We start from the raw sequence: 19,305 nt of genomic DNA on the forward strand, positions 1-19,305 counted from the left end.
ATGCCACGCAGCCTGAAAAAAGGTCCTTTCGTTGACCAGCACCTCTTTGTGAAGGTCGCACGGGAAAACGATAAGGGCACCAAGAACGTCATCAAGACCTGGTCCCGCCGTTCGATGATCATCCCCGACATGCTCGGGCACACGATCGCCGTACACGACGGACGCAAGCACATCCCGGTGTTTGTCACAGAGTCGATGGTCGGGCACAAGCTCGGCGAATTCGCTCCCACGCGGACATTCCGCGGCCATGTTAAGGACGACCGTAAGGGCAAGCGCCGCTAGGCGCCTGACTTTACGTCTTAGACGAGAGAAGGAAAGCAATGGAAGCCAAGGCTATTGCGCGTCACATCCGCGTAACGCCTATGAAGGCCCGGCGCGTCGTCAACCTTGTTCGTGGTAAGCAAGCGAATGAGGCTCTGGCAATTCTGAAGTTTGCCCCCCAGGCAGCTTCGGAGCCGGTATTCAAGGTACTTCAGTCGGCAATGGCCAACGCACGTGTCCTCGCGGACCGTGACGGCGTTGCATTCGACGACAGCGACCTCTTCATCACCGAAGCATTTGTTGATGAAGGCCCGACCATGAAGCGGTTCCAGCCGCGTGCCCAGGGCCGCGCCTACCGCATTAGGAAGCGGACCAGCCACATCACGCTGGTTGTCGCAACCCCGGAGAAAGAGGAGGCTCGCTAAGTGGGACAGAAAGTAAACCCGCACGGGTTCCGACTCGGCATCACCACCGACCACGTTTCGCACTGGTTCGCTGACAGCACCAAGCCCGGACAGCGCTACAAGGATTTCGTCCGCGAGGACATCAAGATCCGTCAGCTCATGTCCACCGGCATGGAGCGCGCCGGCATCGCCAAGGTCGAGATCGAGCGCACCCGTGACCGTGTCCGCGTGGACATCCACACGGCACGCCCGGGTATCGTTATCGGCCGCCGCGGCGCTGAAGCAGACCGCATCCGCGGCGAGCTCGAAAAGCTCACCGGCAAGCAGGTTCAGCTGAACATCCTCGAGGTCAAGAACCCCGAGATGGAAGCACAGCTTGTTGCCCAGGGCATCGCTGAGCAGCTGACTTCCCGCGTGGCTTTCCGCCGTGCGATGAAGAAGGCAATGCAGTCCGCACAGCGTGCAGGTGCCAAGGGCATCCGTGTTGCTTGCTCGGGCCGTCTGGGTGGCGCAGAAATGTCCCGCTCGGAGTTCTACCGCGAAGGCCGTGTGCCCCTGCACACTCTCCGCGCGAACATCGACTACGGCTTCTACGAAGCCAAGACCACCTTCGGCCGTATCGGTGTGAAGGTTTGGATCTACAAGGGTGACGTAACTGCCAAGGAACTGGCTCAGCAGGCAGCTGCTGCTCCGTCCCGTGGCCGTGCAGGAGACCGTCCGGGCCGCCCGGGTGGCGACCGCCGTCGTCGTAACGACCGTCCGGCAGCTGAGGCAGCAACCGCTGCCGTTGAAGCACCGGCCGCTGAAGCTGCTGCTCCGGCAGCAGAAGGAGGACAGGCTTAAATGCTTATCCCACGTCGAGTCAAGCACCGTAAGCAGCACCACCCGGGTCGTTCCGGCGCTGCTACGGGCGGCACCAAGGTCAGCTTCGGTGAGTACGGTATCCAGGCTCTGAGCCCGGCATACGTTACCAACCGTCAGATCGAGTCCGCTCGTATCGCGATGACCCGCCACATCAAGCGTGGCGGCAAGGTCTGGATCAACATCTACCCGGACCGTCCGCTGACGAAGAAGCCTGCTGAAACCCGTATGGGTTCCGGTAAGGGTTCTCCGGAATGGTGGGTCGCAAACGTCAAGCCGGGCCGGGTTCTCTTCGAACTCTCCGGTGTCAATGAAGAGGTAGCTCGCGAGGCCCTGCGCCTGGCAATCCACAAGCTCCCGTTGAAGGCACGCATTGTGCGTCGCGAAGGTGGTGAATAGAAATGGCAGTAGGGTCGAAGGATCTCGCACCCGCACAGCTGGACGGTTTCGACAACGAGCGTCTCGTTGAAGAACTCCGCAAGTCCAAGGAAGAGCTGTTCAACCTGCGTTTCCAGTCCGCCACCGGACAGCTGGAGAACCACGGTCGCCTGCGCGCGGTAAAGAAGGACATCGCACGCATCTACACCGTTCTCCGTGAGCGCGAGCTGGGCATTCGTGCCGAGGTTGCCGCACCGGTTGTGGAAGCCAAGGAAGAAAAGAAGTCCAAAAAGGCTGCCAAGGCTGAAAAGGCCGAGGTTGAAGCTGGAGAGGACGCCAAGTGAGCGAGAAGGAAACTGTGACGGAAGCAGCAGCCAGCGCTGAACAGCGCGGTTACCGTAAGACGCGTCGCGGCTACGTTGTCTCTGACAAGATGGAAAAGACCATCGTTGTTCAGGTTGAAGACCGCGTGAAGCACGCTCTGTACGGCAAGGTTATTCGCCGCACCTCGAAGATCAAGGCTCACGACGAAGAGAACACCGCCGGCATCGGCGACCTCGTTCTCATCTCTGAGACCCGCCCGCTGTCCGCTACCAAGCGGTGGCGTCTGGTAGAGATCCTCGAAAAGGCCAAGTAAATCCGACGCCAGGCATGCCTGGCAGTGATTCACTGGAAAGGTCCGTGTTCCCCAGGGAATGCGGGCCTTTCCGCATCTCCGGCCGTTTCGGCTTCAGGCCGTAAACGTGCTAGGATATTGAGTTTGTATGGCGCCACTTGTGCGCCGTCAACTACCTCGTAAACAATCGTGCCGCTGCATACTGCCCCGCGCAGAGTTTTCTGCAAGGGAAGCTGATGCTTGTGGCACGGGCGTTTAGGCCTGTACTGGCAAAATCCAGGCAGGTCAAGAGACACCCCGATCAACCGTTCCGCAAGGCTCATTCCGTATGCATGATTTCGGTCTGAGAACCGGCGCGACGCAAGGAGTAGAAATTGATTCAGCAGGAGTCGCGACTCAAGGTCGCCGACAACACGGGTGCTAAGGAAATCCTTACCATTCGCGTTCTCGGTGGATCTGGTCGTCGCTACGCAGGCATTGGCGACGTGATCGTCGCTACCGTCAAGGACGCTATCCCTGGCGGCAACGTAAAGAAGGGTGACGTCGTCAAGGCTGTCATCGTTCGTACCAAGAAGGAACGCCGCCGTGCGGATGGTTCCTACATCAAGTTTGACGAAAACGCAGCTGTGATCCTGAAGAACGACGGTGACCCCCGCGGTACCCGTATCTTCGGCCCGGTTGGTCGTGAACTTCGCGACAAGAAGTTCATGAAGATCGTTTCGCTGGCCCCGGAGGTGCTTTAGTCCATGGCTAAGATCAAGAAGGGTGACCTCGTTCAGGTCATCACCGGCGCCAAGCAGGAACGCGGCGGAGACCGCGGCAAGCAGGGCAAGGTTCTGCGCGTATTCCCGGACACCAACCGCGTGCTGGTAGAGGGAATCAACCGCGTCACCAAGCACACCAAGGTCGGTCAGTCGCAGCGCGGCACCAAGACCGGTGGCATTGAGGTCGTTGAGGCCCCGATCCACGTTTCCAACGTTGCTCTGGTTGACCCGTCGACCAAGAAGCCGACCCGTGTTGGTTTCCGTCTCGACACCGTTGAGAAGGATGGCGCTACCAAGACCGTCCGTATCCGCGTGTCCAAGGCCACCGGGAAGGACATCTAATGACTGAGACTCTCGAGACTCCAGTGAAGATCGTTCCGCGTCTGAAGACCAAGTATGCAGAGACCATCAAGAAGTCCCTGCAGGAGGAATTCAGCTACGCGAACGTCAACCAGGTTCCCCGCCTGGTCAAGGTTGTAGTGAACATGGGTGTTGGAGATGCCGCCAAGGACTCCAAGCTGATCGACGGCGCTGTCCGCGACCTCACCCTGATCACTGGCCAGAAGCCGCAGGTAACCAAGGCCCGCAAGTCAATCGCACAGTTCAAGCTGCGCGAAGGCATGCCGATCGGTGCACACGCAACTCTGCGTGGAGACCGCATGTGGGAATTCGTGGATCGTCTGGTTTCGCTGGCTCTGCCGCGTATCCGTGACTTCCGCGGCCTCAACGGCAAGCAGTTCGATGGCAACGGCAACTACACCTTCGGTCTGACCGAGCAGGTTATGTTCCACGAGATCGACCAGGACTCCATCGACCGCGTTCGCGGTATGGACATCACGGTCGTCACCACCGCCAAGACCGATGACGAAGGCCGCGCGCTGCTCAAGGCGCTTGGTTTCCCGTTCAAGACCGAAAACTAACTACGTGACAGGTCCGTCTTCGCAGGCTCTTGATAGCCGGCGCAGCGGAAACCGGTACGAGGAAGGGCTATAGCCCAAATGACTATGACAGATCCTGTCGCAGACATGCTCACGCGTCTGCGCAATGCAAACTCGGCATACCACGACACCGTGTCCATGCCGTACAGCAAACTGAAGGCACGCGTTGCTGACATCCTGAAGGCAGAAGGCTACATTGCCGGCTGGAAGGAAGAAGACGCCGAGGTTGGCAAGAAGCTGACCATCGACCTGAAGTTCGGTCCGAACCGCGAGCGTTCCATCGCTGGCGTCCGCCGCATCTCCAAGCCGGGTCTCCGCGTTTACGCGAAGTCCACCAACCTGCCGCACGTGCTGGGTGGCCTGGGTGTCGCAATCCTGTCCACCTCTTCCGGCCTCCTGACTGACAAGCAGGCCGGCAAGAAGGGCGTGGGCGGCGAAGTCCTCGCGTACGTCTGGTAACGGGAAAGGAAGAGAATAATGTCACGTATTGGACGTCTCCCCATCACCGTTCCTGCCGGAGTTGAGGTCAAGCTTGATGGCTCCGTCATCAACGTCAAAGGTGCCAAAGGCGAGCTGAGCCACACTGTGGCCAGCCCGATCGAGGTTACCCAGGAAGAGAACACCCTGACGGTCACCCGCCCGAACGACGAGCGCAACTCGCGTTCGCTGCACGGCCTGACCCGCACCCTGATCGCCAACATGATTCAGGGCGTTACCGAGGGCTATGAGAAGAAGCTTGAAATCGTTGGTACTGGTTACCGCGTTCAGGCCAAGGGTTCTGACCTGGAGTTCGCTCTGGGCTACAGCCACCCGGTTAACGTCTCTGCACCCGAAGGCATCACCTTCGTAGTAGAGGGTCCGACCAAGCTCTCTGTTTCGGGTATCAACAAGCAGCAGGTCGGCGAGGTTGCTGCCAACATTCGCAAGCTGCGCAAGCCTGACCCCTACAAGGGCAAGGGTGTCCGTTACGCCGGCGAAGTCATCCGCCGCAAGGTCGGAAAGGCTGGTAAGTAAACCATGGCCATCGCAATTAACAAGAAGCGTACGAACAAGAGCAAGTCTGCTGCACGCAGCCGCCGCCAGCTTCGTATCCGCAAGCGCATCACCGGTACGGCTGTACGTCCTCGTCTGGTCGTCAACCGTTCGGCACGTCACGTATTCGTCCAGGTTGTCGATGACAGCAAGGGTGTAACCGTGGCTTACGCTTCCACCCTGGAAGCTGACCTTCGCGCATTCGACGGAGACAAGACTGCCAAGGCCAAGCGCGTCGGCGAGCTCGTTGCAGAGCGCGCCAAGGCTGCAGGCGTCGAGGCTGTTGTCTTCGACCGTGGCGGTAACAAGTACCACGGCCGCATCGCCGCCGTCGCTGACGGTGCTCGCGAAGGTGGGCTGGCACTGTGACCGTTGAAAATAACGAAAAGGACATTCAGGTGACTGAAGCTGTAGCTGCTGAAGCAACTGAGACCGCACCCGCTGCCGATGACCGCCGCGGCGGACGTCGTGGCGAGCGCGGCGACCGTGGCCAGGGCCGCGGCGACCGTGGTGGCCGTGGTGGCCGCGACGGCGGTCGTGAGGCTGAGAAGAGCCAGTTCGTAGAGCGCGTTGTCACCATCAACCGCGTTGCCAAGGTCGTCAAGGGTGGTCGTCGCTTCAGCTTCACCGCTCTCGTCGTCGTCGGTGACGGCAACGGTATGGTGGGCGTGGGCTACGGCAAGGCCAAGGAAGTTCCCGCTGCTATCGCCAAGGGCGTTGAAGAGGCCAAGAAGTCCTTCTTCCGCGTTCCCCGCGTTGGCAGCACCATCCCGCACCGTGTGCAGGGTGAGGCTGCTGCAGGCGTAGTCCTGCTGCGTCCGGCTTCCGCCGGTACCGGTGTTATCGCCGGTGGCCCGGTCCGCGCGGTATTGGAGTGCGTGGGCATCCACGACATCCTCTCCAAGTCGCTCGGTTCTTCCAACGCGATCAACATCGTTCACGCGACCGTTGCCGCTCTGAAGCAGCTCGAAGAGCCCGCTTCCGTGGCTGCCCGCCGTGGCCTGCCGCTGGACGAGGTTGCTCCTGCTGCTCTGGTGCGCGCGCTCCAGAACCAGAAGGCAGGTGTTTAGTCATGGCTAAGAACCTGACTCCTTCCGACGCCAAGTTGGAAATCACCCAGATCAAGGGCGTCATTGGCGCCAAGCAGAACCAGATCGCCACCCTTCGGTCACTCGGACTCAAGCGCATCGGACACACTGTTGTCCGCTCCGCTGATGCCGTGACCGTTGGAATGTTGAACACGGTTCCGCACCTCGTGAATGTAGAGGAGGCGAAGTAATGGCAGAGAACAAGACCGCCGCAGAGACTGCTGAGAAGCAGAACGCTCTGAAGGTCCACCACCTGCGTCCCGCCCCGGGTGCCAAGACCGCCAAGACCCGTGTTGGTCGTGGTGAAGGCTCCAAGGGTAAGACCGCTGGTCGCGGTACCAAGGGTACGAAGGCCCGCTACCAGGTAAAGGCTGGCTTTGCCGGCGGCCAGCTGCCGCTGCACATGCGCCTGCCGAAGCTGCGCGGCTTCAAGAACCCGTTCCGGGTTGAGTTCCAGGTTGTAAACCTGGAGAAGCTCAATGAGCTGTTCCCGGAAGGTGGCGCTGTCACCGTTGAGTCCCTGGTTGAGAAGGGTGCCGTTCGCAAGAACCAGCCCGTGAAGGTGCTTGGCACCGGCGACATCACCGTCAAGGTTGATGTAACGGCCCACGCATTCTCCGCCAGCGCAACGGAGAAGATTGCTGCAGCAGGCGGAAGCACCACTGCTCTCTAAGAGCCTGTGGGGCAGATGCCCGTTGTAAAAAAGGATCCCGGTACGCGGGGCTTCGGCCTTGTGTACCGGGATTTTTTTGGTGGTTGTGGACTCTCGATTATTACGACGGCGTCACAAGCAGTTAGACTCGGTTGTTGGGTTTCATTGAGCCCGATCACATCCTTGTACTTTCTACTCAGGAGGACGCTTGCTAAGCGCATTCGGCCGGGCGTTTCGGACGCCTGATTTGCGACGCAAGTTGTTGTTCACGCTGGGAATCATCACAATCTTCCGCTTGGGAGCTTTTATCCCCTCGCCTGGTGTGAACTACCAGAATGTCCAGCAATGCTTGAACACCGGTGACACCTCGCAGGGCATCTACCAGCTGGTGAACTTGTTCAGCGGCGGCGCGTTGCTGCAGGTCTCAGTCTTTGCCTTGGGCATCATGCCCTACATCACGGCGAGCATCATCGTGCAGCTGCTTCGGGTGGTCATTCCCCGGTTCCAGCAGCTCTACGAAGAGGGTTCCTCGGGACAGTCAAAGTTGACCCAGTACACCCGGTACCTCACTATCGCCCTCGGCCTGCTGAACGCCACCACCCTGGTGTCCCTGGCCCGGTCCGGTCAACTGCTCCCGGGCTGCAACCTGCCCATCATCCCTGATGAGAGCATCATGACCACCATCCTCATCATCATCACCTTGACGGCCGGCACCGGCCTCATCATGTGGATGGGCGAGCTGGTGACGGAGAAGGGTGTGGGCAACGGTATGTCGCTGCTCATCTTCACCTCCATTGCTGCAAGCTTCCCGGGTTCGCTGGGTTCCATCTGGGAGAGCAAGGGTCCCGGCACCTTCTTCACCGTTCTGGCTGTAGGCCTGCTGACTGTGGCATTGGTCGTTTTCGTGGAGCAGTCCCAGCGCCGTGTTCCGGTCCAGTATGCGAAGCGCATGATTGGCCGTCGCACAGTGGGCGGTACCAGCACCTACATTCCCATCAAGGTGAACATGGCCGGCGTCGTGCCTGTCATCTTTGCGTCCTCCATGCTCTACCTGCCCGGGCTGATTTCACAGTTCAACCAGCCGGCGCCAGGGGAGCAGATGGCCCCGTGGGTTGAGTGGATCAACAACAACCTCACCCGTGGCGACCACCCCATCTACATGGCGCTCTACTTCGCCATGATCGTGTTCTTTACGTACTTCTATGTAGCCATCACCTTCAACCCTGAAGAAGTGTCGGACAACATGAAGAAGTACGGCGGGTTCATTCCGGGCATCCGGGCGGGTAAACCGACCGCGGACTACCTGCAGTACGTGCTTTCCAGGATCACCCTGCCTGGAGCCCTCTACCTGGGCTTCGTGGCGTTGATTCCGCTGGTTGCACTCGTCCTGATCAACGCCAACCAGAACTTCCCGTTCGGTGGCACCTCAATCCTGATCATGGTGGGTGTCGGCCTGGAAACCGTCAAGCAGATTGATGCGCAGCTACAACAACGTCACTACGAAGGGCTTTTGCGATGACGAGAATGCTGATCATTGGACCTCCCGGTTCGGGCAAGGGTACGCAGGCCGAGCGGATTTCCGAGCGCCTCGGCGTAGTCGCCATTTCCACCGGCGACATCTTCCGTGCCAACGTCAAGGGCGAAACACCCTTGGGCATTGAAGCCAAGAAGTACATGGACGCAGGCGACTTCGTTCCGGACAGCGTCACGAACGACATGGTTCGGGACCGCCTGAGCCAGAGCGACGTGGAGAACGGCTTCCTCCTGGACGGTTACCCGCGCACCACGGCCCAGGTTGACTACCTGGACCAGATCCTCGCCGAAGGCCAGCAGGAGCTCGACGTCGTGCTCCAGCTGACTGCCGATGACGAAGAACTGGTGACCCGTCTCCTTGGCCGTGCCAAGGAAACCGGACGTTCCGATGACAACGAGACCGTGATCCGTCACCGTCTCGATCTGTACCACGAACAAACCGAAGCCGTTGTGGCCAAGTACGCCGAGCGCGGCATCCTCACGCAGGTTGATGGCATTGGCGGTATCGATGAAGTTACCGATCGTGTCCTCACAGCGATTGAGTCGGCCAAGACCGTCTAGCATGTTTTCCACATAGCCGGTTCGCCCGGCTCTGGAGCAAAGGGTGTGTCCCGTACCATTGGTGCGGGACACACCCATTTTTCGTTTCGCGGCAGACTGTTGGGGGAACCGCATGCAAACTGCTTTATCTGGGCACAGCCGGATTTCGGGGCTCGAGGTCTACCTGCCGCCCGCCCGGCTGGAGACAGCCGCCGTCGAGCGCCGTATCGCTGAGAGCAGCCCGGGTTTCCGGGTGCCGAGGGGCCTGATCGGGCGTGTCACGGGAATCCGTTCCCGCAGTGTCATGGCTGATGCCGAACAAGCATCGGACCTGGCGGCCAACGCTGCGGCCAAGGTGATGGCTGAGTGCGGACTGCAGGCTCCGGAAGTAGACCTCTTGATCTTTGCTTCGGCCAGTCAGGACATGGTGGAGCCGGCTACCGGACATATGGTCGCGGCAAAGTTGGGGCTTGCCTGTCCGGTCATGGACGTCAAGAACGCCTGCAACAGTTTCCTCAACGGCCTCGAAGTGGCGGACTCCCTGATCGCTACGGGGCGCTATGCCCGCGTGCTGGTGGCCACCGGTGAATCGCCGTCCAGGGCGGTGCGGTGGAAGGTCCCGGACTTTGAGACTTTTGCGTCCAGTTTTCCCGGATACACCATGAGCGACGGCGGTGCCGCAGTTTTGCTTGAGGCGGCAGACCGGGAGCCGCCAAGACCCGAAGAGGCGGCCGGGATCCTGTCCCTGGCTTTCACCGCACGGAGCAGCCACTGGTCTGTGGGTACGCTCTCAGCGGGAGGTTCCGCATTTCCCCGCGATCCCGAGGCCAGCTATTTCTCCATGGACGGTGAAAAGCTGAAGGACGCGTTCCTGGATCTTGGGTGTGAGGTTCTTGACCAGACGCTGGAGCGGCTTGACCTGTCATGGACGGATTTCGCCGTGGTGTGTGTTCATCAAGTCAGTGCTCCCTACCGGGCGATCTTCGCTGAGCGCGCAGGCGTCCCGAGCGAATTGCTTGTCCCTTCCGTGGAGGATTTCGGTAACCTGGCGTCCGTCAGCCTGCCGCTGCAACTGAAACTGGCCATGGACAGCGGACGGTGTGGACCAGGTGACCTCGTCGCTTTGGTGGGATTGGCCGGCGGCGTCAGCCTGGGTATAGCCGTGGTGCGGCTGTGACGGCCATGAACGCCCTGCCAGGGCCCGCAGGCCCAGGGCTGACGAGCAACGCTCCCACCAGGCCGCTGTGTATCGCCGTTCCGATGCTGAACGAGGAGAAACTGGTACGTCAGACGCTGGTGTCCTTGGCGGCCCAAGAGCACCAGGACTTCACGGTAGTGGTGGTGGACAACGGTTCCACTGATAACAGCTGTGGCATCGTGGCTGAGTTCGCCGCGGAACATCCCGGAATGGACATCCGGCTCCTGCTCGAAGGGCAGAAAGGTACCGGTGCGGCGGCGGACACGGGCATGCGCTTCGGTGTGGAGCACGGCGCCGTATGGTTGGCCCGCACTGATTCCGATTGCCTCGCAGCTCCGGACTGGACTGCCAGGATCATGGCTGCATTCGCTGACGGGCTGGAATTGATCGCTGGTCAGTTGAATCCCAGGCTTGATGAGGGGATCAGCGCCGGCGAACGGCGGATGATGCTGCTAGCGGTGGAGGTGGCCTCATTCTTTGGCCGTATTCGTCCCGGCAATAAGGGCGAGGGATATTTGGGCCCTTACCAAATGCTCCCGGGCTGCAACATGGCCATTACCGCAGATATGTATCACCGCTCCGGCGGATTCCCCCGTTCCAGTATCGAAGACCTCCATGAGGACAGGGCACTGTCCAACCAAGTCAGAAAGTTGACGCGGAACTACGCCCTGCGGCGCGATGTTGTGGTGTTCGGTTCCTCACGGCGCGTCAAAGCCTGGGGCTTGAAGAACACGCTGGCGTGGTACGCAGACCACCGGTACCGTCCCGAACACGTGGATATTCGGTGAGGGTGGACGGAGCCACAGCTGAGCGATGGGAGCGACGCATCCACCTGGGCGCCCACCCGCTGCTCTATCCCATGATTCGAGGCTTGGGGAGCCTCCGTCCGGTGGTCAAGCTGCCGGGCCTGGGGGTGCTGGTCAGCGAAGCCGGACTGGTTCGTGAGGTGCTCATGGACCAGCAGAAGTTTGTCAAGAATGGCCCCTCGGGTTCGGGCGCGCTCTGGACTCCCGTAGTGGGTCCCAAAGCCTTGGTGAACATGGATGGCGAAGACCACAAGAAATTGCGGCAACGCCTGGGGGATCTGTTCACGCCGCGATCGGTAGCCGGGATAGTGGAACCAGCGGCATCCGCCTTCGAGTCACGAATCACCACGGAACTGGACGCGGGACGTTCTGTGGACGTGGTGGAGTGCGTCAAGGACCTGGCTGGGGGAGTGATCTCCAAGCTGCTGGGCGTGCCCGACGATGCGCCGGGCAGACTTCCCAACAAGGAACTCTTCAACCTGGGCTCTTCCATTTCCTCGCTTGTCCGTTTGGGGCGTCCTTCCTTGACGGCGCGGCAAATCGCGAAGGGTGGCTCCGCCGTCGGAATCCTGGCGGGACCGGCCAGGGCGGCCTACCGGGAGAGCGACCCAGGGACATTTCCCGGGAGGCTCCGGGAACTCGGAATGACCGAGGAAGAAGCGATGGGCATCATCAGTGCCTTCGTGATGGTGGGCACCGAAACCTTGGTCTCCTTCCTTCCTCGGTTGGTGGCGCTCCTGTCGGACAGTGGACGGATTGAGGAACTGGCCAGCGATCGCTCAGCAGTTCCTGCCACGGTCAATGAGGCCCTTCGCTTCACGGTGCCATCGCCCATGATGATCCGGGATGCAGTGGCACCCGGGCTCATTGGCGGGACGGAGGTCCGGGCGGGCGACAGGATACTGCTGTCCACAGTCCATGCGGCCAAGAGCCTCCGCGGCTTTGACCCGGCAGAGGCCATGCCCCCGCAAGCGCGTCAGCTGTGGTTCGGTGCGGGAGCACACTTCTGTATCGGCATGCCGTTGGCCATGGCCGAGATCAATGCGGCATTGGACGTACTGCTGGACCGGTATGTTCAGCAACCCTGGACCATCTCGAGCCGCCGTGTCAGCAGAGGTGTTCTCATTCCGGGATACAAGAGTTTGGAGGTGGCGAATGCCTGAGGAAACCGTTGAGCAGTCAGTGGGCACTGCCGACCTGATCGCCGCTGTGTATGCGGCAGCGGAACGGTTCCCGGAACACCCGGCCATCACCGCCCCAGGCAAAGCAGGCCGCACCAGGGGCGGGCGTGGCGCGGGGGCAGTGAAACCGGGGCAGACCATCACCTACCGTGAGCTCGTGGACGGTATTGAATCGACGGCGCTCAGTCTCCGGAAGGATGGATTCGGCCTCGGGGAGCGAATGTTGTTCTCCGTGCGGCCCAGCCCGGCGGCGTTTGTCCTGGCCTTGGGCGCTGTGCGGGCGGGTGGCTCGGTGGTGTTTATTGACCCGGGGATCGGTCCGTCCCTTTTTCGGGATCGTGCAGGGCTCGCGTCGCCGCAGTGGGCAGCCTCGGAGTCGCTCCTGTATGCGTTGAGCGCCAAGAGTCCGCTTCGTCCTCTCGCACGGAGGCGGGGGCTGCTTCTCCCGGACTATGGCGCCATGCAGGTCCGCCACTATTACGCAGGACCGTGGCTGCCTGGTGTGCCACGGGGCGCGTCGCCGGTGAAGGCGCTGGCGACGACAAGGCCGGCAATGTGGGATAGCCACAAGGCCTGCGACCCGGCTGGTGCATCCTCGCAAGAAGCCGTCATCATCTTCACATCAGGGACTACCGGTGCTCCCAAAGGCGTGATCCACACCCGGGGATCGCTCGCCGCGGGCTTTGAACAACTCACCACGCGCTGCACGTTCAGGGAGGGCGACAGGGTCCATTCGGAGCAACTCATGATGGGCCTGCCCGCCCTCATAGCCGGTGCGCACTGGACCATGCCGGCGTACGGATTCTCCGCCCACATCGATCCTCTCCGGCTTGCGGGTGAACTTGGGCCCGTGGCCGGAAAAAAGACAGCGTACGACGGCGCCACTCACCTTTTCCTGGTGCCGTCACAACTGGCGCCCATCCTGGACTCGATCGAAGAAGGAACGGTCAGTCTGCCAGCCACGCTGAGGACAGTCATGCTTGGGGCGGCGCCGATTCTGGCCCCATTTCTGAAACGGGCCATGCGTCTGCTTCCGGGCATCGAATTCAAACTGATCTACGGCATGACGGAAGCGCTTCCGATCGCCATTGCCGACGGACACGAGAAGTTGGCGTTCGCATCAGGTGCAGAGGCTGAAGTAACAGCCCCCGACGGTACAGGCGAAGGTGACTTCCTGGGGGAGCCGCTGCCCGCCGTCGGAATCCGGGTGGCTGAAGACCACGAACTGTTGGTCCGGGGTCCCAACGTGTGCCACGGCTACTTAGGCGAAGATCCGATGGTGGAGCACGCGACCGGCGACCTGGTCCGGCTGGACCGCGGCACCGGCGGGGAGCCCAGGCTGGTGATGATCGGGCGTAAGAAGGACATGATCATCCGCGGCAAGACCAACATCTACCCGGCACTCTACGAGCCCGTCATTGCCGGGATCGCCGGGGTCCGGCAAGCAGTGATGGTAGGCGTCCCGGATGACGTCGGAGACGAGGCAGTGTGGCTGGCAGTAGTCGCTGCGGCTGGGGAAAGTGCAGCCACAGTAAAGTCGCGGCTTGCCCGTGAGCTCCCCAGACTCATCGACGAATCCGCGCTCCCGGACCAGATTGAAGTCCTGGAGTCCATCCCGTCCAGTGGCCGGCACAGGAAACCCGACCGCGCAGCATTGCGGCAGGAGTTCGCGGCACGCGCCCAGCCGGAGGCAGCCGCAGCCGCAGCGGGAGCGCGGTGAGGATCGCAGTCACCGGCGCCACTGGCTTCATCGGGGGAACCGTAGCCAGCGCCGCGGAGGCCCAGGGATGGGAAGTGGTCCGCTTCGCGAGGCGGCACGGACCCGGACTGAACTATTGGGATCTGACCGGGCTGCCCCCAGCACGTCTTCCCACCGTTGACGCGGTAGTGCACGCGGCAGCACACGTTGCCGATTGGGGTGCTTCTTCCCTCTTCCACCGGGCCAACGTCCTTGGCACCCGGGCCGTTGCCGAGGCCTTCGCCGGAACCCGCCTGGTCCACATCTCCAGTTCCAGCGTCTACCCGTGGTGGGAAGCATGCGTCAACCGGGCTGAGGACGAGGTAGCCACGCGCCACCTGAATGCCTACGGACACAGCAAGGCGCTCGCCGACGTCGAAGCGCGTCGCCATGGCAATGCGGTGGCACTGCGCCCGCACGGTGTCTACGGGCCGGGGGACCGGACCCTGTTGCCACGACTGATCAGCAACGTCAGACGCGGCCATTTGCTCAGTGTCGGACATGCCCAGGTGAGACATCAATTGACGCACGTGGACAATCTGGCGCAAGCCGTCCTGGCCTCCTGCCACTCGGAAATCCGGGGCGCGGTCAACGTAGGGGATGCGGAGCCTGTTGAATTGGGTGGAGTGCTGCGCCAGGTTCTTGACGCCACTGGACTCCACAGCGTGGACATCAGGTACCTTCCCGAGCCCGCGGCGATGGCTCTGGCGGGCATTTCGGAGGCGGTTTCCCGGGTGGGCGGCCGGAATCCACGGCTCACCCGCTACGCGGTCAGCCAACTCGGGCGGGAGCGGACCTACTGCTTGGAACGCCTCCGACGCGAGCTGGGAATCGAGCCAATTTCGACCACAGTCTCGGATGCGGGAAAATGGTTCAAGCACGGAGCCTGATCGGCTCCATCAGCAAACCTTCCAGAGGAGAACATGGCGTTCGGTCAGCCCCGCATTGAATACAAGACCAACGAGCAGATGCGCAAGATGCAAGAGGCCGGGCTTGTCCTGAGCCGTGCACTTGACGCTGCAGTTGCGGCGGCCAAGCCGGGCGTCACCACCAAAGATCTGGACGATGTTTTTGCCGCAGTCCTCAACGACGCAGGAGCCAAGTCCAACTTCCTGGGCTATCACGGCTTCCCGGCCACGATTTGCACCTCCGTCAACGAAGAAGTGGTCCATGGCATCCCCGGAACCAAGGTCCTCAACGATGGTGACATCATTTCCATCGACGGCGGATGCATTGTGGATGGCTGGCATTCAGACTCTGCGCGGACAGTCATCGTGGGTGCCGCCGATCCCGAAGACCAGCGGCTCTCCGACGTCACTGAGGCTGCAATGTGGCGTGGCATCGCCGCCCTTGCCAACGGAAAGTTCGTCGGAGACATCGGCAACGCGATCGATGACTACGTGTCTTCCGTCCATGGCAAGCCCTTGGGCATCCTGGAGGACTACGTAGGGCATGGCATTGGTTCCGAAATGCATATGGCCCCGGATGTGCTGAACTACCGGACCGGGCACCGCGGACCAAAGATCCGCCCCGGCCTGTGCCTGGCCATCGAACCCATGCTGGTCCGTGGTGGCATCGAAACCGCCACCCTCGACGACGACTGGACCGTTGTCACCACTGACGGTAAGCGTTCCTGCCAGTGGGAGCATTCTGTAGCCGTCCATGAAAAGGGCATCTGGGTCCTGTCCGCCCCGGATGGAGGCGCCGAGCAGTTGGCGCCGCTCGGCGTCGTGCCTGTACCGATCCCGTAACGCCTGTACCTATGCCGTAATACCTGTACCGCTCCCGTAAACCTGGAGCCGTACAACCCAAAGCACAAGAGCCGGACTGCTGAAGCAGCCCGGCTCTTGTCATGCCTGAAGGAGAAGTCAGGCCTTCAGCTTCGGCTTCACATCCTTGGTGTAAATGCCCTCGAGCGTCTTCTTGAGCTCGGTCATGGTTGCCTGGACGTCACCCTGCTGCGTGAGGATCTTTGCAGCGGCCTTGGCCATCTCCTGGTCCGCGCCCGGCAGGAACACGCGCGCGTTGTCCTGGACCTTGGTCACGGCAAGCTGGTCCATGGCGGTCTTGATCTGCGGTGTCGCGGCGAGAACAGCGGACATGTCGGCCGAGAGACGCGTGGGCATGTAGCCGGTGGCAGCGGAGAAAGCGGCAGTGTTCTCCGGTTCGGTCATGAACTTCAGGAACGTGGCCGCAGCAAGCTGTTCCTCCTTGGTGATACCGCTCGGGATGCCGAGGCCCGCACCGCCGGTGGGGCAGACTCCGCTGGGCACTTCGGGACCGCCGGGAAGGAAACCGACGCCGACGTTGAACTTGGCTGCCTTCAGGACGCCCAGCAAGGAACCGGTGGAGGAAATGGTGGACGAGGTGATGCCGGCGGCGAAGTCATCGGCGGCTTCCTTGGACGAGACGCCCGCCCAACCGTCCTTGTAGATTGAATCCTGCGCCCACTGCAACGCAGCAACTGACTCGGTGGAATCGCACGTAATGTCCCAGTCCTTTGACCAGCTGCCGCCCCATCCCCACAGGTTGTTTTGCAAGGTCCAGCCCGCGTAACCGGCAAGGGCCGGGTAAATGTAGGCGTACTGTGCGCCGGACGTGGCCTTGAGCTTCAGAGCCCACTCCGCGAATTCCTGCCACGTGGCCGGTGCTCGATCAGGGAGCCCCGCAGCCTTGAAATGGTCCTTGTTGTAGTAGAACAGGGGCGTGGACCGGCCGTAGGGGAGCGCCCATTGCTTGTCGTCGTACTTGTAGTCGTCCACCAGCGACTTCTGGAAGTCGTCGATCTTGATATCCAGCTGTTTCACCAGCCCATCGATGGGGATGATGCTGCCATTGGAGAAGTAGCGGAACCACCACACATCAGAGAGGACAACCAGCGCCGGGAGGCCCGTCTTGGCGGCCTGCGAGGTCTGGAACTTCTGGGCGATCTCCTCATAGTTGGCCCCGGCCGTGACGAGGTTGACTTTGATGTCAGGGAACTTGGCGTGGAACTTCTCAATGATCGCCTTCTCCACGTCCTGCGACTTGCCCGGGTGGTTGGTCCAAAAGTCGATGGAGGCGGCCGGCTTCACGCCGCTGAAATCGATGGCTGCGGTCTCGACGGCGTCTGCCGTGCCCGCCGTCGAAGGTCCGCCACAGGCGGCCAGTGCCGCTGCTCCGGCGCCAAGTCCGGCCAGGCCCAGGAAATGTCGGCGGTCAAGGTTGGTACGCATGGTGCTTCCTCTCAATAACTTCACTAGGGGTATTTCGATGCGAATGGTGCGGAGGGAGAAAATCAGCCGGTGACGCTTCCTTGGGTCAGGCCGGCCACGATGTAGCGCTGGAGTGCTGCGAACACCAGCAGGATGGGGACGATCACCAGCACGGCGCCGGCCATGAGGATTCCCCAGCCTGCCCCATTGCCTTCTGAGTTCTGCAGCAACGTCAGGCCCACGGGCAGCGTCATGGTTTCGGGGCGGTCGGTGATGATGAGCGGCCAGATGTAGTCGTTCCATTCGCTGACCACGGTCACCAATGCCACAGTGGCGATCGACGGTACCGAGACCGGAACAATGATCTGCCAGAGCCGCCGCCAATGGCCGGCACCATCGATTTCCGCTGCCTCCAGGATGGACGGCGGCAGCGTCAGGAAGTGTTGGCGCAGCAGGAACGTGCCAAATGCCGTGCCAAGGCCGGGGAGGATGATGCCCCACAACGTGTTCTTTCCGCCCATGCCCGCAATGAGGATGTAGTTGGGCAGGATGGACACTTGGGCCGGGACCATGAGTGCCACCAGGATCAGTACGAAGATCACGTTCTTGAACGGGAACCGCACGAAGACCAAGGCGTAGGCGGTCAGGATGGCCAGGATGACCTTGATGGATGACCCGATCACGGTCACGATCAGGCTGTTGGCGAAGAACTGCGCAAACGGGACGGTGGTCATCGCCGTGGCGTAATTCTCCAGGTTCAGGGATTCCGGCAGGATCTTCAGATCCATGGTGACAATCTCGCCCGGCTGCTTAAAGGAGCTCAACAGCATCCACAGCAGGGGCAGGAACACCACCAACGTGGCAATGATCAACGGGACGTACCCGGTTGCCACAGTCTGAAGCAGGTTGGCGCTGGAGAAGGGACGCGGCCGTGCGGGTTGCTGCGGCCCCTGCCGGTTCTCCTGCAGTGCGTTCGGCGGGGAAGGTACGACGGCGACTGGTAGCGGTGCGCTCATGAGTAGTGGACCTTTCGCTCAACGAACCGGAGTTGGAGGACCGTGATGATCAGCAGGATGGCGAAGAGGATCACCGAGATCGCGGCGGAATACCCGGCCCGGTTGTAGGCGCCGAACGCCTGCAAATACGCCTCATAGATCAACGTGCTGGTGCCATTGCCCAGCGGAGTCATGATGCGGATGAGGTCGAAGGCCTGCAAGGAACTGAGCATGGTGGTGATCAGCAGGAAGAACGTGGTGGGAGAAAGAAGCGGCATGGAGATGTTCAAGAACCTCCGCATGCTGTTGGCCCCATCAAGCGCGGCAGCTTCCATCACGTCGCGGGGAAGGGATTGCAATCCGGCGAGGTACACCACGGCGCAATAGCCAAGGTTCTTCCACACGTAGACGATGATGACCATCACCAACGACAACTGGGGATCATTGATCCACTGCGGGCTCTGCTGCCCCATTCCCCGAAGAATCCACGCCAGCACGCCGTAGCCGGGATCGAAGATGAACAGCCACACCAGGCCAACGCCCACCCCGGACAGGACGTAAGGGGCAAACACCGCGGACCTCGCAAAGGTGGTTCCAAAGACCTTCGAGTTCAAGGCCAGGGCAACCAGCAACCCAAGAACCATCGAGCCGCCCACCGTCACCAACGTAAAGACGGCCGTGGTCCCCAGGACCTTGGACGCATCCTCGCTGGTGAAAAAGGTGACGTAGTTCTGCAGCCCCACCACCGTGGCCGACGCCGAACCCAGCGTCCAATCCAATGTGGAGTAATAGATGTTGTTGATCAGGGGCCAATACGTGAACGTGCCGATCAACACCAGGTTCGGCAAAGCCATGGCAAGGAAAACCAGGAAGTCCTTACGGCTGCGGCCAGACCAGCGCCTTCCCACCGGAGGGTGCTGGGCGGCATCGACCGGCGGAACCGGTGGCGTGGAGTCCGGCCTGCCGGCAGGCGCGGTGCTGCTGTGAATCTGTCGGGTAGTCATGGGTCACTAACGTTTTCGGGCGAACCGGGGGCGCCAGCTCCAGAACGGGGCGGCGAAGACAGGCCTAGCTCACCACATGCACAGCGGCTGAATGGGCGGAATTCGCGGTCCGTAGCGATAGT

26 protein-coding genes are annotated in these 19,305 nt (G+C 61.4%); 23 read left to right on the top strand and 3 right to left on the bottom strand.

From position 1 onward, the window contains the following. From rpsS to map, 23 genes are all read left to right on the top strand, one after another. The gene (rpsS, locus tag ACIQLI_RS04695; protein ID WP_011775591.1) at positions 1–282 is read left to right on the top strand and encodes a 30S ribosomal protein S19; all 282 of its coding nucleotides are present in this window, start codon (positions 1–3) and stop codon (positions 280–282) included. Between the two features lie 38 nt (positions 283–320). Then, positions 321–686 carry a 50S ribosomal protein L22 gene (rplV, locus tag ACIQLI_RS04700; RefSeq protein ID WP_011775590.1) on the top strand — a complete coding sequence of 122 codons (366 nt, stop codon included), beginning with the start codon at positions 321–323 and terminating at the stop codon, positions 684–686. After that, positions 687–1,508, top strand: a complete 822-nt coding sequence (gene rpsC, locus ACIQLI_RS04705) for a 30S ribosomal protein S3 (protein ID WP_354230508.1) — start codon at positions 687–689, stop codon at positions 1,506–1,508. Then, the gene (rplP, locus tag ACIQLI_RS04710; protein ID WP_003803795.1) at positions 1,509–1,925 is read left to right on the top strand and encodes a 50S ribosomal protein L16; all 417 of its coding nucleotides are present in this window, start codon (positions 1,509–1,511) and stop codon (positions 1,923–1,925) included. A 2-nt stretch (positions 1,926–1,927) separates the two neighbouring features. After that, complete coding sequence (gene rpmC / locus ACIQLI_RS04715) at positions 1,928–2,248, top strand: 50S ribosomal protein L29 (protein ID WP_014922387.1); 321 nt, start codon at positions 1,928–1,930, stop codon at positions 2,246–2,248. Further along, the gene (gene rpsQ / locus ACIQLI_RS04720; protein WP_011775587.1) at positions 2,245–2,541 is read left to right on the top strand and encodes a 30S ribosomal protein S17; all 297 of its coding nucleotides are present in this window, start codon (positions 2,245–2,247) and stop codon (positions 2,539–2,541) included. The genes rpmC and rpsQ overlap by 4 nt, the downstream gene beginning before the upstream one ends. A gap of 353 nt (positions 2,542–2,894) precedes the next feature. Next, the gene (rplN, locus tag ACIQLI_RS04725; RefSeq protein WP_003803789.1) at positions 2,895–3,263 is read left to right on the top strand and encodes a 50S ribosomal protein L14; all 369 of its coding nucleotides are present in this window, start codon (positions 2,895–2,897) and stop codon (positions 3,261–3,263) included. 3 nt (positions 3,264–3,266) lie between these two features. Further along, positions 3,267–3,626: a 50S ribosomal protein L24 gene (gene rplX / locus ACIQLI_RS04730; RefSeq protein ID WP_062073171.1), complete on the top strand. Its 360-nt coding sequence runs from the start codon at positions 3,267–3,269 to the stop codon at positions 3,624–3,626. Next, entirely contained in the window at positions 3,626–4,204 is a 579-nt protein-coding gene (rplE, locus tag ACIQLI_RS04735) for a 50S ribosomal protein L5 (protein ID WP_026546299.1), read from the top strand. The genes rplX and rplE overlap by 1 nt, the downstream gene beginning before the upstream one ends. 78 nt (positions 4,205–4,282) lie before the next feature. Continuing rightward, on the top strand, positions 4,283–4,681 hold the full coding sequence (rpsH, locus tag ACIQLI_RS04740) for a 30S ribosomal protein S8 (protein ID WP_089595798.1): 399 nt from the start codon (positions 4,283–4,285) through the stop codon (positions 4,679–4,681). 18 nt (positions 4,682–4,699) lie between these two features. Continuing rightward, positions 4,700–5,236 carry a 50S ribosomal protein L6 gene (rplF, locus tag ACIQLI_RS04745; RefSeq protein ID WP_089595797.1) on the top strand — a complete coding sequence of 179 codons (537 nt, stop codon included), beginning with the start codon at positions 4,700–4,702 and terminating at the stop codon, positions 5,234–5,236. Between the two features lie 3 nt (positions 5,237–5,239). Further along, entirely contained in the window at positions 5,240–5,623 is a 384-nt protein-coding gene (gene rplR, locus ACIQLI_RS04750) for a 50S ribosomal protein L18 (protein WP_089595796.1), read from the top strand. A gap of 29 nt (positions 5,624–5,652) precedes the next feature. Then, positions 5,653–6,324: a 30S ribosomal protein S5 gene (rpsE, locus tag ACIQLI_RS04755; RefSeq protein ID WP_198318248.1), complete on the top strand. Its 672-nt coding sequence runs from the start codon at positions 5,653–5,655 to the stop codon at positions 6,322–6,324. Positions 6,325–6,326: 2 nt separating this feature from the next. Next, the gene (gene rpmD, locus ACIQLI_RS04760; protein WP_089595794.1) at positions 6,327–6,533 is read left to right on the top strand and encodes a 50S ribosomal protein L30; all 207 of its coding nucleotides are present in this window, start codon (positions 6,327–6,329) and stop codon (positions 6,531–6,533) included. Continuing rightward, complete coding sequence (gene rplO / locus ACIQLI_RS04765; RefSeq protein WP_207594235.1) at positions 6,533–7,015, top strand: 50S ribosomal protein L15; 483 nt, start codon at positions 6,533–6,535, stop codon at positions 7,013–7,015. The genes rpmD and rplO overlap by 1 nt, the downstream gene beginning before the upstream one ends. Before the next feature lie 187 nt (positions 7,016–7,202). Continuing rightward, positions 7,203–8,513 carry a preprotein translocase subunit SecY gene (gene secY, locus ACIQLI_RS04770; RefSeq protein ID WP_024817581.1) on the top strand — a complete coding sequence of 437 codons (1,311 nt, stop codon included), beginning with the start codon at positions 7,203–7,205 and terminating at the stop codon, positions 8,511–8,513. A 5-nt stretch (positions 8,514–8,518) separates the two neighbouring features. Continuing rightward, positions 8,519–9,088, top strand: a complete 570-nt coding sequence (locus tag ACIQLI_RS04775) for an adenylate kinase (RefSeq protein WP_400385802.1) — start codon at positions 8,519–8,521, stop codon at positions 9,086–9,088. Positions 9,089–9,200: 112 nt separating this feature from the next. Next, the gene (locus ACIQLI_RS04780; RefSeq protein WP_400385527.1) at positions 9,201–10,244 is read left to right on the top strand and encodes a 3-oxoacyl-ACP synthase III family protein; all 1,044 of its coding nucleotides are present in this window, start codon (positions 9,201–9,203) and stop codon (positions 10,242–10,244) included. A 5-nt stretch (positions 10,245–10,249) separates the two neighbouring features. Next, positions 10,250–11,053 (top strand): glycosyltransferase family 2 protein, encoded by an 804-nt coding sequence (locus tag ACIQLI_RS04785; protein ID WP_400385805.1) that lies wholly within the window; start codon positions 10,250–10,252, stop codon positions 11,051–11,053. After that, a complete protein-coding gene (locus ACIQLI_RS04790) occupies positions 11,050–12,234 on the top strand; it encodes a cytochrome P450 (protein ID WP_400385529.1) in 1,185 nt (394 codons plus the stop codon). Before ACIQLI_RS04785 ends, ACIQLI_RS04790 begins: the two co-directional genes overlap by 4 nt. Further along, entirely contained in the window at positions 12,227–13,972 is a 1,746-nt protein-coding gene (locus tag ACIQLI_RS04795) for a class I adenylate-forming enzyme family protein (RefSeq protein WP_400385532.1), read from the top strand. The genes ACIQLI_RS04790 and ACIQLI_RS04795 overlap by 8 nt, the downstream gene beginning before the upstream one ends. Continuing rightward, positions 13,969–14,880: an NAD-dependent epimerase/dehydratase family protein gene (locus ACIQLI_RS04800; protein WP_400385535.1), complete on the top strand. Its 912-nt coding sequence runs from the start codon at positions 13,969–13,971 to the stop codon at positions 14,878–14,880. Before ACIQLI_RS04795 ends, ACIQLI_RS04800 begins: the two co-directional genes overlap by 4 nt. A gap of 33 nt (positions 14,881–14,913) precedes the next feature. Beyond that, entirely contained in the window at positions 14,914–15,741 is an 828-nt protein-coding gene (gene map / locus ACIQLI_RS04805; RefSeq protein WP_089595787.1) for a type I methionyl aminopeptidase, read from the top strand. 117 nt (positions 15,742–15,858) lie between these two features. On the opposite strand, the gene ACIQLI_RS04810 is transcribed toward map, so the two are convergent. The 3 genes from ACIQLI_RS04810 to ACIQLI_RS04820 form a co-directional block, all read right to left on the bottom strand. Continuing rightward, complete coding sequence (locus ACIQLI_RS04810) at positions 15,859–17,205, bottom strand: ABC transporter substrate-binding protein (RefSeq protein WP_400385539.1); 1,347 nt, start codon at positions 17,203–17,205, stop codon at positions 15,859–15,861. Between the two features lie 62 nt (positions 17,206–17,267). Then, positions 17,268–18,200 (bottom strand): carbohydrate ABC transporter permease, encoded by a 933-nt coding sequence (locus tag ACIQLI_RS04815; protein ID WP_400385542.1) that lies wholly within the window; start codon positions 18,198–18,200, stop codon positions 17,268–17,270. Continuing rightward, the gene (locus ACIQLI_RS04820; RefSeq protein WP_400385545.1) at positions 18,197–19,183 is read right to left on the bottom strand and encodes a carbohydrate ABC transporter permease; all 987 of its coding nucleotides are present in this window, start codon (positions 19,181–19,183) and stop codon (positions 18,197–18,199) included. Before ACIQLI_RS04820 ends, ACIQLI_RS04815 begins: the two co-directional genes overlap by 4 nt. Positions 19,184–19,305 lie beyond the last annotated feature (122 nt).

This window comes from Paenarthrobacter sp. NPDC091669, assembly GCF_044756725.1.
Taxonomy (GTDB): domain Bacteria; phylum Actinomycetota; class Actinomycetes; order Actinomycetales; family Micrococcaceae; genus Arthrobacter; species Arthrobacter bambusae_C.

Excerpts from the sequence above, each read along its gene's own strand:
- rpsS (WP_011775591.1), top strand. The coding sequence starts at position 1 with ATGCCACGCAGCCTGAAAAAAGGTCCTTTCGTTGACCAGCACCTCTTT.
- rplV (WP_011775590.1), top strand. The coding sequence starts at position 321 with ATGGAAGCCAAGGCTATTGCGCGTCACATCCGCGTAACGCCTATGAAG.
- rplP (WP_003803795.1), top strand. The coding sequence starts at position 1,509 with ATGCTTATCCCACGTCGAGTCAAGCACCGTAAGCAGCACCACCCGGGT.
- rpmC (WP_014922387.1), top strand. The coding sequence starts at position 1,928 with ATGGCAGTAGGGTCGAAGGATCTCGCACCCGCACAGCTGGACGGTTTC.
- rplX (WP_062073171.1), top strand. The coding sequence starts at position 3,267 with ATGGCTAAGATCAAGAAGGGTGACCTCGTTCAGGTCATCACCGGCGCC.
- rplE (WP_026546299.1), top strand. The coding sequence starts at position 3,626 with ATGACTGAGACTCTCGAGACTCCAGTGAAGATCGTTCCGCGTCTGAAG.
- rpsH (WP_089595798.1), top strand. The coding sequence starts at position 4,283 with ATGACTATGACAGATCCTGTCGCAGACATGCTCACGCGTCTGCGCAAT.
- rplF (WP_089595797.1), top strand. The coding sequence starts at position 4,700 with ATGTCACGTATTGGACGTCTCCCCATCACCGTTCCTGCCGGAGTTGAG.
- rplR (WP_089595796.1), top strand. The coding sequence starts at position 5,240 with ATGGCCATCGCAATTAACAAGAAGCGTACGAACAAGAGCAAGTCTGCT.
- rpmD (WP_089595794.1), top strand. The coding sequence starts at position 6,327 with ATGGCTAAGAACCTGACTCCTTCCGACGCCAAGTTGGAAATCACCCAG.
- rplO (WP_207594235.1), top strand. The coding sequence starts at position 6,533 with ATGGCAGAGAACAAGACCGCCGCAGAGACTGCTGAGAAGCAGAACGCT.
- ACIQLI_RS04775 (WP_400385802.1), top strand. The coding sequence starts at position 8,519 with ATGCTGATCATTGGACCTCCCGGTTCGGGCAAGGGTACGCAGGCCGAG.
- ACIQLI_RS04780 (WP_400385527.1), top strand. The coding sequence starts at position 9,201 with ATGCAAACTGCTTTATCTGGGCACAGCCGGATTTCGGGGCTCGAGGTC.
- ACIQLI_RS04785 (WP_400385805.1), top strand. The coding sequence starts at position 10,250 with ATGAACGCCCTGCCAGGGCCCGCAGGCCCAGGGCTGACGAGCAACGCT.
- ACIQLI_RS04795 (WP_400385532.1), top strand. The coding sequence starts at position 12,227 with ATGCCTGAGGAAACCGTTGAGCAGTCAGTGGGCACTGCCGACCTGATC.
- map (WP_089595787.1), top strand. The coding sequence starts at position 14,914 with ATGGCGTTCGGTCAGCCCCGCATTGAATACAAGACCAACGAGCAGATG.
- ACIQLI_RS04810 (WP_400385539.1), bottom strand. The coding sequence starts at position 17,205 with ATGCGTACCAACCTTGACCGCCGACATTTCCTGGGCCTGGCCGGACTT.
- ACIQLI_RS04815 (WP_400385542.1), bottom strand. The coding sequence starts at position 18,200 with ATGAGCGCACCGCTACCAGTCGCCGTCGTACCTTCCCCGCCGAACGCA.
- ACIQLI_RS04820 (WP_400385545.1), bottom strand. The coding sequence starts at position 19,183 with ATGACTACCCGACAGATTCACAGCAGCACCGCGCCTGCCGGCAGGCCG.